This window comes from Streptomyces sp. PTY087I2 (assembly GCF_001687325.1).
Taxonomy (GTDB): Bacteria; Actinomycetota; Actinomycetes; order Streptomycetales; family Streptomycetaceae; genus Streptomyces.
Genome location: NZ_LZRD01000023.1, coordinates 249,027 through 259,619, shown reverse-complemented (window position 1 = coordinate 259,619; position 10,593 = coordinate 249,027). Strand labels below are relative to the sequence as shown.

Here is a 10,593-nt window from a genome sequence, read left to right as displayed (position 1 = left end):
CAACGTCGTTCACCTCGACCGCCAGGGCAACATCCTCGGCGAGGACGGCACCCTCAAACAGCACCACACCGACGCCCGGCGCGAGAACCCGCCCACGTCCGCTCCCGCCAGGACGGACGCGGACAGCCCCCTGCCCCGCACACCGGCAGAACAGCCGGCCCTGGCCGGCGCGGGCGCACGCAGCGGCAGCGACACGATCCGACTGGGCTCGGACCCGGGCGACACGGGACGGGCCGGCGACGACCTCGGTCGTACGAGCAACGACGCCACGACCCCCGACAGGGCACCGGGCGGCACCGCGAACAACATGCCGACCAACAGCGCGGACAACAGCACGCCAGGCGGCGGCTCACGGGGCGGCCAGGACGGGCACATCCCGGCGAACAGCCTGGACGGGGGCAACCCGACGGGCACGGGTGGCCACAGCGACAGCGACGGCCCGCCCTCGGGTGACGGAGGCGGCCACGGCGATCTTCCGGACAACGGCTTCCGAAACCTGGAGCGCCAGCCTGGGGTCACTCTGGAACGCAACCGGATAGGCCAACAGCCAAGTGGGCCCATGATCCCTACGGAGGAGTCCGCCGTTGTAGCGGCTCTCAAGGACTTGAAGGTTCCCCCCGTTGATCAGGGACGTATGCTGACACAACTGAGGAAGTCGGAATACGGGGCGGCTGTTGCAAAATACATTTCCAGTGGCAGATTTGCCGATATGCCAGGGTTCAAAGACCCTGAAGGTCTTCTTTTCCAGGTCAAGCAGAAGGACATGATGCCAGCTGTTCACCAGGCTATGGAGCATGCCGCAGAGCTCCAGGCCAGGGGAATGAAAGGAATCGAGTTCGAGGTGAAGCTTCCCGACGAAAACCTCGACCTCGACGTGCTGATTCGCAACGACGGGCACATCGTTTACGCCGCCCAACTCAAAGACGTCGACACCATCAAGGGCATCAAATCCGCCGTTAAGAAGATCTCACACGCACAGCTCATGGGATCCCTGGACGAAGCGGGCCTCCCAAACACTCCGATCGGCGTCAAAGCGGGAATTCTCGATATTCGAGCACTCATGAGCGAGGTCACAGAACGCGAGATTCAAGCCACCCAACGGGCTGCCGACCGCTGCAACGCATCTTTTGAGCTAAAGTTCGATGACGGGTCCATCACCGTATATCCAACCAATGCCATCACCCCTTAAGGAGTTTACCGATCATGCTTATGCGCGCCCCCAGAGAGAGTGGCTCGTGGTCCTGGAATCTGGAGGACGTCGCGGAGCCTGGCCTGGAGTTCGCGCTCGTGACTGCGGCGCGTATGAGTGAGGTGCTGGAGAAGCACGACCTGCTGGTGCCGTCCTCACTTGAGTGGGCTTGGTTCGAGACCGGCAGGGGCGGACTCGGTATCCATAGCCGCTTGAATCTCGGCACTCGCTCGCTCGACGATCGTGCACTGGCCGATGCACTCCGCGCCTGTCGGCCGACCGGCTACCCGCGGGCCGAGATCGGCGGAATCCTCGTGCTGGGCTCGGGTGCTTGGTTCGACGCGGACAGGAAACGGCACGGGGAACACCGTCTGGTGGAGCTCATGGTGGCGCCGGACGAGACGGACCTCTGGATCGAACTGTCCGTGCATCATGATGTCTGGGGCAAGTGCGATTTTCGCGGCAAGCCACATCCCGCCATCCATGCCAACAACGCGCCACGGCTCGCCTTGGCCCTCCAAGAGCTCACTCAGGCACTTGGGGCCGAAGCGGAACCCGGCGATCCGACGTATTACGGTCGAGCAAAGGGGTACGGGCTACAGGCCCCCGACATCGTTGACGGGCGGGGACCGGACCTCACCGATGCGGTGCTCGGCTAGACACCCCTCCATCCGCCCCACATAGCTCTGCGGAAGCATGGGCATACCCAGGGCATAGCGGTGACACGTGGCCGACATCTCCGATCAATAACGCGCGCGAAGAGTCCAAGTCGTTCAACGGCGTGATGATCCCTTTGCGGGACGTGGAAAGCAACGCCTCTGCCACCCCCTTCGTCACCCTGTCCCCGGCCACCCTCGATGCCTTGGACGGCAGGGGTGAGTTGACGTACTTCGCGAAGATCAGCGAGGGAAATCCCCGGCACAGCCCGCGCGGCATCGTCCGACGGCGCGTCGACGACGACCAGACCCATGACGAGGCATTTACCCGCAACCTACGCTGGGAACCGACCGAGTACCTCCGGCTGTACGACCTCGGGCACAACGACATCGATCATGTGCGGATTACCGAGATCGAGGCAGCCGCATTCATCGAGTCCCTGACAGAGAGACTTGCCGGAACCTCCGACAAAGCGAGCCGCGTCGCCGGTCCAACCACGCGCCTTCTCACAGGCGTCGGCGCGGTGCTGACCAAGATCAGTGATGCGATGAACGGCCTGAAGGTACAGGCAACGGCGAGACACCGCCACTGGCGAACAACATCTTCGGGCCCTCCTGCCGCAGAGGGGTGGGCAGCGCGACACCGAGAAAAAAGCCGTGAATGAATCTGCAGTACGGAGTCTGGCGCAACGATTCGAAATCATTGAATGGTCGGGGGACTTCAGTCGAACTCGCTCACGCGTGGCCCTCATGCGTGAATTTATGCGCCGCTCCGCGATCTGGGCTCGCCAAATAAACTCTCGCGAATGGCCATTCTATGATGTGGCCAGCCATTTCGCCTCGCTGGATGATATCGGCGAAGAGGTCTCTGCGCCTCTCATGAAGAGCGTTGAAATGCAGCACCCCGTAGTTCGAGATACCGTCAAGTGGAGTCTGAATTTCGCGGCCCTCCGAGATTCCAAAATCCCACTTCCAGATCTCCCTGAGCCATTCGCTCCTCTGATCCTCATGTATGAGCGAGGGGGTGCATTCCAGCTGGACGGCACCGGCCTCATTGAAATTGATGCAGCCGCCATCCCTAAAGGAACTGCCGAGCAGGCGCTGAAACGCCAGCCCATCTCGCTTGACTCCAAGTATCTGGATTCTCTGGACTGATCAATTCCGGGGAGCTTGACGGCTCGCCGGAGATGTCGGTGGGCCGTTGTCGTGGGTTGAGGGCAGGTAGAGGCTCGGTCTGAGGAGGCCCGAGGAGAAGTTTTCGCCAGGTTCGCAGTCAGGTGTGATCTTGGTCAAGAATCCGTCAAATCAGGAGGGAGCCTCGCTGTTCCGTTTCACCCGCCAACACCCCGCCGTGCAGCCAGGTTGCGAAGGCTCATCGACTGCCTGGGAGATCCCGTCGGGCGCGCTCCTGGTGACCGTGCTCGTAGGGCTGGCGGAGAAGGGTCGGGACGGCCCCCATGCCCCGCGGTTCTCCGCGATCGCCTCAGGCGGCGCCGCGCAGCGCCTGCACCGCGCGGGTGAGCTGGCCGTCGGTGCTTGCGGCGTCGAGGGCTGAGCCGAGGGTGTCCGCGTAGGTGGACCGGGCGTCCTGGTAGTGCTTGCGGCCCTCGTCGGTGATGACGGCGTACACGCCGCGCTTGTCGTCGGCGCAGGTGTCCTTGTAGGCGTACCCGGCGCTCTCCAGGCGTCCCACCAGTCGGGTCACCGAGCTCTGCCCCAGGCCGATGCGGTCCGCGAGTTCCTGCATCCGGTGTTCGCCCTTCTCGGCCTGGGTGAGGACTTCCAGGGCCCGGTACTCGGACAGGCCGACGCCGAAGCGGCGTTGCAGGGCGTGTGCGAGCCGGCGCTCCACGAAGGAGTGCAGGGCGAGGACGGACTCCCACATGGCCTGATCGGAGGCGGCGCGCGGCTGCTGCTTGATCGTCATGGAGAGCTCCCCTTGTCGGCGACGTACCCCAACAAGATACATGTCCATGCAACCATTTGGTGGGTGAGTGGGTGAGTGGGTGAGTGGGTGAGTGGGTGAGTGGGTGGGGTGCTGGCCTACGGGCGCGGTGCCGTGATGCGCGCGATCGCCTCGACCGTGAGGGCGCGCTCGTGGGGCTCGGTCTCCAGGGCGCGGTGGATGGACAGGCCCTCGATGAGCGCGTCGAGCTGGCGGGCGGTGGCCGGGTCGAAGTGCCATTCCAGGGCCCGGCGGCTGCGGCCCATCCAGGTGCGCGTGAGCTCGCGGTAGGCGGGGCGGCGGGCGGCGAGGGTGTAGAGCTCGTGGGTGAGGATCAGCTCGCGCTGGTTGCCGCCGGAGAGGTGGTGGACGAGATCCGCGACGGCCTCGCGGGCCTCGTCGGGGGTGGTCGCCGCGCCCAGGCGCTCCTCGAAGACGGCGACGATCGTCCCGGAGAACCGGGTGAACGCCTCGTGCAGCAGCTCGTCCATGCCGGAGAAGTGGTACGTCATCGAGCCCAGCGGCACGCCCGCGCGGGCGGCGACCTTACGGTGCGAGACGCCCGCGACGCCGTCGTCGACGATGAGGTCGAGCGTCGCGTCGATGATGCGGTCCCGCCGCTCGGGGTCGGTGCGCCCTGTCGCCACGCGGGTGCCTCCTCGGGGGTCGGGCTTGGGGTCGGCCTCTGGGTCGGCCTCGGTTTCGAGCTCGGTCGTGAGCTCGGTCGGCCGGGTTCTCCGCGCAGCATAGAACGGAGCGGGGGAGCGTACGGGCGTACGCCTCGGGCGCGACCGCCGGACCGACCGCCGGGCCGCCCCCCCGGGCCGACCTCCGGGCCGCCCCCCCCGGGCCGACCGCGGGGCCGGTCTCCGGGCCGACCGCGGGGCCGGTCTCCGGGCCGACCTCCGGACCCGACCTCCGGAACGGCCGCCGGGCCGGTCTCCGCCCGGGAGGGCGGAGCCGGCCCCTGCCGCGGTGGACAGCGACGTCAGCGGTCTCAGCGACGTCAGCGGTCTCGGCGACCTCAGCCGAGGTGCTTCCGGAAGAACTCCGTGAGCTTGGCGGCGGCCGCCGTGACGTACGCGTCGCGGTCGTACAGGTCCACGTGCGTGGCGCCCTCGATCAGGAACAGCTCCGCGTTGCCGGGGCTGTCGGCCACGGCCTTCTCCGAGTAGCCGCGGGTGACGGCCTCGGTACCGGCGATCATGAGCAGGGGGCGCGGCGCGATCTTCGCGACGTCGGCGAAGGAGTCGAACTGGTCGAGGAGGTCGACGCTGCGGACCACCATGTCACCGGTGGAACGGGGGTGCGCCCCGCGCGGCGTCTTGTAGTAGTCGATGAACTCGGCGGTCGCGGCCGGGGTGTCGGCGTCGGCCTTCTCCGGTAGCACCGGGAACGTGGCCGCGGGCTCGCCCGCTGCCTCGGCGCTGCGCAGGTCGCCCGAGGCGGCCACCATCCGCGCCCAGCCCTCGGGGTCGCCGCCGCGCAGGAAGCCGGGGGCGTCGGTGCCGGAGACACCGGCCACGGCCTTCATGCGGTGGTCGGTCTGGGCGGCGTACGGAGCGTAGGCGCCGGAGCCGCACACGCCCATCACGCCGATGCGCTCGGAGTCGATCTCGGGGCGGGTGGTGAGGTAGGAGACCGCGGCGCGGAAGTCCTCGGCGCGCTGGAACGGGTCCTCCAGGCCGCGCGGAGTGCCCTCGGACTCGCCCTGGAAGGCCGCGTCGAAGGTCAGGACGGCGAACCCGGCGTCGACCAGGGGTGCGGCGTACAGGGCCGGGGACTGCTCCTTGACGCCGGTCGTCGGGTGGCCGACGACGATCGCGGCGAGCGGGCCGTCGACGCCCTCGGGGAGGTAGAGGTGGCCTGCGAGCTGAAGGCCGTTGGTCGGGAAGCGGACGTCGGTCCTCATGGTTCTGCTCCTGACGGGATCACGAAGGGGGTGGGGGTGTAGGGGTGGGGATGTCGGCCGGCGATCTGCGGCCTGTATCCACTGTCAGGGCGGGCAGGGGGGCGGGAGAAGGTCGGGCCTCTTCCTAGGAAGGATCTCTCCCAGGCAGAGCGCGCGCCCCGCTGCCATGCTGGGCGCATGGCTGGATCCCCGCACCTCAGCGAGCTCGGCGAGTTCTTCAAGCACCGCCGCGGCGAGCTCACCCCGGCCCAGGTCGGGCTCCCCGAGCGCGCGCACACGCAGCGCCGCGTGCGGGGGCTGCGCCGCGAGGAGGTGGCCGAGCTGACCGCGATCAGCACCGACTACTACGTACGCATCGAACAGGGCCGCCTCGCGCCGTCGCGGCCGGTGCTCGACGCGCTGGCGCGGGAGCTGCGGCTGGACGGCGACCAGCGGGCGTACGTGGAGGGGCTGATCGACCAGGCCGCGCGGGCGGGGAACCGGCGTACGGCCCCGCGTCGGCGGGCCCGGCCCACGGTCCACCCGCATCTGGCGCGGCTCCTGGGCCAGCTCACGGACACGCCCGCCCTCGTCTTCGGGCCGAGGCTCGACATCCTGGCGTGGAACCCGCTGGTGGCGGCGCTGCTGTGCGACTTCGCGGCCGTGCCGGTGGCCGAGCGCAACTACGTCCGCATGGTGTTCACCGACCCGGTGATGCGCGAGATCTACCCCGACTGGGAGGACGTCGCCCGTACGTGTGTGGAGGTGCTGCGGATGGAGGCGGGCACGCACCCCGCCGATCCGGCCCTCACCGCGCTGGTGGGCGAACTGTCGGTCGCCGACCGCCACTTCAGGGTCTGGTGGGCCGAACACCGCGTGGCTCACCAGGACTTCGGCAGTAAGCGGATCAGCCACCCGGATGTCGGCGAACTCACCCTCGACTGGGACACGTTCCGCTACGCGGGGGCGCCGGAGCAGCAGCTCGTGCTCTGGTCGGCGGAGCCGGGCACCCCGGACGCGGACCGGCTGGCGGAGCTGGCGCGCGGTACGTGACGCCGAGGCGTTCTTCCGTTCCGCGTTCTCAGTCGGCCTTGGTGTAGATCAGGCTCTCGCCCGTGCCGGTCGTGGTGCGGCGGAGGGTGCCGTCCGGGAGCAGGGTCAGTTCGGTGGGCTTCCCGGGGGAGCAGGAGGAGGCCGGACTCCCGGAGGACACCGTGGAGGGGCCGATACGGACCGGGCCGTCCCCGGCGGGGTTGCCGGCGAGCGGGGCGCTGAACTCGCAGTGGTACGTGGACCCGGACGCGAGGGGCCCTTCGGCGGTGAGGGCGAGGACCTGGTCGCCCACGTCGCCCTGGCGGATGGTCAACGTACGGGTGGAGGTGCCTTGTTCGCCGGGTATGGAGCCGGACCAGGTGCCGAGGAACCCCTCGGGGACGGCCCCTTCGCTGCCGGCCTGCTGCCCCTTGCCGCCGCTGTCCCCGTCGGCGGAGCCCGAGGGCCCGGGGGAGACGGTCGTGCCCGGCCCGTCGCCCTTCATGAACGCGTAGACCGATCCGCCCGCGCCTATCGCCACGACGACGGCGACGGCTATGAGCGCGGCGGTGGCCCCGGCGGAACGGCGTTCCCGGGCGGGCGGGCTGCCGTACGGGGGGTGGTGGGGCGTGTGGGGGTGCGGGTGGGAGTGGGGCCAGGGGGGTATGGGGGCGGCGGGCGGTGCGGGCTGCGGGGGGCTGGGCAGGGTGCGTGGGCCCTCGGCATGCTGTGGGGCTGCGGGGGCCGTTGGCTTCTGCGGGGCTACTGGGTTCGCCGTGGCTGGTGGCTGCTGTGGGGCTACGGGGTTCGCGGCGGCTGTTGGCTGCTGCGGGGCTCGTGGGCCCTGCGTGCCTCCCAGGCTTTCCGGGCCTCGCGGGCCGTCCGGGGCTCCCGGGCCTCCCGGGCGCTCCGTGGCTCTCGGGCCTCCCGGCTCCTCCGGGTGCTCCGGGTCCTCCGCGTCGAGCAACCCCACCGCCTGGCGGCCGAGTTGGGCGAGGAGGGTGGCGGGCAGCCAGGGCTCGTCCGCGTCCGCCTCGCCCAGGCGGGCCAGGATCTCGTCCGTACCGGGGCGGGCCGCCGGGTCCTTCGCCAGGCAGTCCCGGACGACGTCGGCCAGCTCCGCCGGTACGCCGGTCAGGTCCGGGTCCTCCTGGGCGATCCGGAACATCAGGGAATGGACCCCGCCGCTGTCCGCCGTACCGAACGGCAGCCGGCCCGACGCGGCGTACGCGAGGACGGACCCGAGGCAGAACACGTCGCACGCGGTGGTCACGCGTTCGCCGCGCACCTGCTCCGGGGCCATGAACCCGGGCGAGCCGACGAGGACCCCGGTGCGGGTCAGATCGCCGTCGGCCACGGACTCCAGGGCGCGGGCGATGCCGAAGTCGATGACCCGGGGCCCGTCGATGGTCATCAACACGTTGGAGGGCTTCAGGTCCCGGTGGATGAGCCCGGCCCCGTGGATGTGCTGGAGGGCGTGGGCGAGCCCGGACCCCAGGAACCGTACGGAACGGGGCGGCAGCGGGCCGTACGCCCCCGAGGCCGTGACCGGGGCGCCGGGGCGGCCGGAGACGACGCGGTGGAGGGAGGGCCCGGCGACGTAACCGGTGGCGACCCAGGGGACGGGGGCCTCGGTGTCGGAGTCCAGCACCGGGGCGGTCCAGGCGCCGCCGACCCGGTGCGCGGCGTGGACCTCCTGACGGAAGCGGGCGCGGAACTCGGGCTGCTCGGCGAGCTCGCGGCGGACGAGTTTGAGGGCTACGGTGCGGCCGCGGTCGGAGCGGGCGAGGAAGACCTGGCCCATGCCGCCTTCGCCGAGGCGGCCGAGGAGTCGGTACGCGCCGATGTGGTGCGGGTCGTCGGGCCCGAGCTTGTCCATGGTGCGCTTCCTCCCCCGTGCGGCCCGCACGAGAATAACGCCGCGCCCCGCCCCCGCTTAAGCCCGCCTGCTTTTGCAGCCCGCCCTTTCAGCCCGTCCGGCGTCTACCCCGGCGCCCGACTTCCCTGCGAGGGCGGCGTCCACCTCCAGCCTGTCCGGCGTTTGAGGATGGAACCGTCGAGGTGCCGGGCCTCGGCCTGAACGTCCCGGGGACTCCGGGGTACCGCCCCGACCTGCGCACCGCCATCGTGCGATCAAGGTTCCGCCCTCAAACGCCGGGCAGGCTGGAGTAGGCGCCGCCCTCGTGCGATCAAGGGTTCCGCCCTCAATCGCCGGACGGGCTTGAAGCCCCCGGTCCCGTGGTCTGAGCGCCGCAAGGGCTGGTGAGGCCCCGGTCCGGCGTCACGGTCGTTGGGCGCTGGGGTGCCGGGCGAGGGGGTAGCCGATGTCGAAGGCGTCGGCTGACATGCGGGTGTCGTTGATCTCGACGATGGTGCCGTCCGGGCCGCTGGTGGTGCGGGTGATGCGCAGGAGCGGGACGCCTTTGGGGAGGCGTAGACGGTTGCTCTCGGTGGGGGTGGGCATGCGGGCGCTGACGGCTTCCTCCCAGGTCAGCGGTGCATGGCCCATCTGTTCGAGAAGGTCGTAGATACCCCCGGGGCCGGTGTCCCGCTGGGCGAGCCGGGTGCCGCGGGCGAGGGATGCGGGCAGGTAGCTGGTGGCCAGCTGGAGCGGTTCCTTGGTGGTGGCTTCTCCCATGACGCGGTCCCGCACCAGCACGTCCTGCTGTTCCTCGCCCTCGGGGAATCCGAGAAGGGCGGCGATGTCGCGGGGTGCGGGCGCCCAGGTGATGGTGGGTGGCTCGAGGGCGATCCAGGGCTGGGCCGAGGCGTCGAAGTAGTAGCCGCGTTCATCGCGGAGGACCTGGCGGCCGCGCGTGAGGCGTCGGCGGACGGGCTGGGCGCGGACGACGGTTCCGCGGCGGCGGGTGACGTCGACCAGGCCCTCGGCTTCGAGCTCGGTCACGGCTTCGCGGGCGGTCTGTTTGGCGACCCCGTACTGCTGGGCCAGATCGATGATTTTCGGCAGGGTGCCGCCCGCGGGATAGGTCCCGTCCTCGATGGCGGCGCGCAGCTCAGCGGCCATCTGCCGGTAGGCGGGGCTGCTCATCCGTACCTCCTGTTTCATGCGGATTCGGACAACTTCACTCGATAGTCCTAGCTCTATTGACGCCCTCTCGAGTGCTGTCGAAGATAGTCCTAGTTCTAACGCACCGTCATTGGCGTGGTCCATCCCGCCGCGGGCCGCCTGATCCTCGCCAGTCTCACCTGGGGGTGACGCATGCTCCTCACTGTCGTACGCCATGCCGAGTCGATCGAGAACGCGACCAGACACACCAGCTTCTACCAGGACCCACGGCCGTGGGACAGCCGGGCCGCACACGCCCTGTCCCGTGACCTCGTCGGGCTGACGCCGCGCGGCTACCGCCAGTGCCAGTGGCTGCGTACCGCGCTCGACGACCTCGTGGGGCGCGACCCGTACGTGTACTCCTCCTGGTACCGGCGGGCCCTGGACACCAAGGAGCTGGCGCTGCCTGGGCAGGTCGCCGACGTCACCGCCCTGCTGAACGAGCAGCACTACGGCGATGCCACGTACATGACCAAGCGTGAGCTGTTCGCGACCTGGCCCGAGTGCGAAGAGGACCGGCAGGTTCGCAAGCACCTGTGGAAGCCTCCGGGCAAGTGCGGCGAGTCCCTGGCGGTCGGCGTGCTGGGCAGGGCAACGGCCTTCGTCGAAGGCCTCGACGAAGGTGCCCCGGTCGTGGTGGCCATCACCCACCACACGGCGATCCTCGCGCTGCGCAGTGTCCTGGAGCGCAGGCCGGTGACCGAGTTGGTCGACGAGGCCAGGGTCCGCAAGACGCCGAATGCGGGGGTTCTCGTCTACGAGCAGCGTGGCCGTCGCTTCCACCAGGTCAGTGCCGCCGAGCCCGACTGCTGA

The 10,593-nt window shown here is 69.6% G+C and carries 10 protein-coding genes and 1 pseudogene; 6 read left to right on the top strand and 5 right to left on the bottom strand.

The genetic code is table 11. The features are described 5' to 3' along the window. The 4 genes and pseudogenes from A3Q37_RS38035 to A3Q37_RS36910 all read left to right on the top strand — a co-directional run. A pseudogene (locus A3Q37_RS38035) lies at window positions 1-1,189 on the top strand (hypothetical protein); the annotation flags it as partial. Window positions 1,190-1,203: 14 nt separating this feature from the next. Next, window positions 1,204-1,848: a hypothetical protein gene (locus A3Q37_RS25685; RefSeq protein WP_079137993.1), complete on the top strand. Its 645-nt coding sequence runs from the start codon at window positions 1,204-1,206 to the stop codon at window positions 1,846-1,848. A gap of 143 nt (window positions 1,849-1,991) precedes the next feature. After that, complete coding sequence (locus tag A3Q37_RS38030; protein ID WP_255311947.1) at window positions 1,992-2,510, top strand: hypothetical protein; 519 nt, start codon at window positions 1,992-1,994, stop codon at window positions 2,508-2,510. Then, window positions 2,503-3,000, top strand: a complete 498-nt coding sequence (locus A3Q37_RS36910) for a hypothetical protein (RefSeq protein ID WP_141693612.1) — start codon at window positions 2,503-2,505, stop codon at window positions 2,998-3,000. Before A3Q37_RS38030 ends, A3Q37_RS36910 begins: the two co-directional genes overlap by 8 nt. A gap of 328 nt (window positions 3,001-3,328) precedes the next feature. Here A3Q37_RS36910 and A3Q37_RS25675 read toward each other — a convergent pair whose 3' ends face one another. From A3Q37_RS25675 to A3Q37_RS25665, 3 genes are all read right to left on the bottom strand, one after another. Next, window positions 3,329-3,772, bottom strand: coding sequence for a MarR family winged helix-turn-helix transcriptional regulator (locus tag A3Q37_RS25675; RefSeq protein WP_065487981.1), 444 nt, complete (start codon window positions 3,770-3,772; stop codon window positions 3,329-3,331). A 116-nt stretch (window positions 3,773-3,888) separates the two neighbouring features. Then, on the bottom strand, window positions 3,889-4,437 hold the full coding sequence (locus tag A3Q37_RS25670; RefSeq protein ID WP_065487980.1) for a TetR/AcrR family transcriptional regulator: 549 nt from the start codon (window positions 4,435-4,437) through the stop codon (window positions 3,889-3,891). 377 nt (window positions 4,438-4,814) lie between these two features. Then, window positions 4,815-5,702: an alpha/beta hydrolase gene (locus A3Q37_RS25665; protein WP_065487979.1), complete on the bottom strand. Its 888-nt coding sequence runs from the start codon at window positions 5,700-5,702 to the stop codon at window positions 4,815-4,817. A 177-nt stretch (window positions 5,703-5,879) separates the two neighbouring features. Here A3Q37_RS25665 and A3Q37_RS25660 point away from each other — a divergent pair, with 177 nt between their 5' ends. Next, window positions 5,880-6,734, top strand: a complete 855-nt coding sequence (locus A3Q37_RS25660; RefSeq protein ID WP_065487978.1) for a helix-turn-helix domain-containing protein — start codon at window positions 5,880-5,882, stop codon at window positions 6,732-6,734. Between the two features lie 28 nt (window positions 6,735-6,762). Here A3Q37_RS25660 and A3Q37_RS25655 read toward each other — a convergent pair whose 3' ends face one another. Both A3Q37_RS25655 and A3Q37_RS25650 read right to left on the bottom strand, forming a co-directional pair. Then, on the bottom strand, window positions 6,763-8,592 hold the full coding sequence (locus tag A3Q37_RS25655) for a serine/threonine-protein kinase (RefSeq protein WP_065487977.1): 1,830 nt from the start codon (window positions 8,590-8,592) through the stop codon (window positions 6,763-6,765). A 402-nt stretch (window positions 8,593-8,994) separates the two neighbouring features. Beyond that, window positions 8,995-9,762 carry a GntR family transcriptional regulator gene (locus tag A3Q37_RS25650; RefSeq protein ID WP_065487976.1) on the bottom strand — a complete coding sequence of 256 codons (768 nt, stop codon included), beginning with the start codon at window positions 9,760-9,762 and terminating at the stop codon, window positions 8,995-8,997. A 171-nt stretch (window positions 9,763-9,933) separates the two neighbouring features. On the opposite strand from A3Q37_RS25650, the gene A3Q37_RS25645 reads away from it, so the two are divergent. Next, window positions 9,934-10,593, top strand: a complete 660-nt coding sequence (locus tag A3Q37_RS25645; protein ID WP_065487975.1) for a histidine phosphatase family protein — start codon at window positions 9,934-9,936, stop codon at window positions 10,591-10,593.

Excerpts from the sequence above, each read along its gene's own strand:
- A3Q37_RS25660 (WP_065487978.1), top strand. The coding sequence starts at position 5,880 with ATGGCTGGATCCCCGCACCTCAGCGAGCTCGGCGAGTTCTTCAAGCAC.
- A3Q37_RS25645 (WP_065487975.1), top strand. The coding sequence starts at position 9,934 with ATGCTCCTCACTGTCGTACGCCATGCCGAGTCGATCGAGAACGCGACC.
- A3Q37_RS25655 (WP_065487977.1), bottom strand. The coding sequence starts at position 8,592 with ATGGACAAGCTCGGGCCCGACGACCCGCACCACATCGGCGCGTACCGA.
- A3Q37_RS25650 (WP_065487976.1), bottom strand. The coding sequence starts at position 9,762 with ATGAGCAGCCCCGCCTACCGGCAGATGGCCGCTGAGCTGCGCGCCGCC.
- A3Q37_RS25665 (WP_065487979.1), bottom strand. The coding sequence starts at position 5,702 with ATGAGGACCGACGTCCGCTTCCCGACCAACGGCCTTCAGCTCGCAGGC.
- A3Q37_RS25675 (WP_065487981.1), bottom strand. The coding sequence starts at position 3,772 with ATGACGATCAAGCAGCAGCCGCGCGCCGCCTCCGATCAGGCCATGTGG.
- A3Q37_RS25685 (WP_079137993.1), top strand. The coding sequence starts at position 1,204 with ATGCTTATGCGCGCCCCCAGAGAGAGTGGCTCGTGGTCCTGGAATCTG.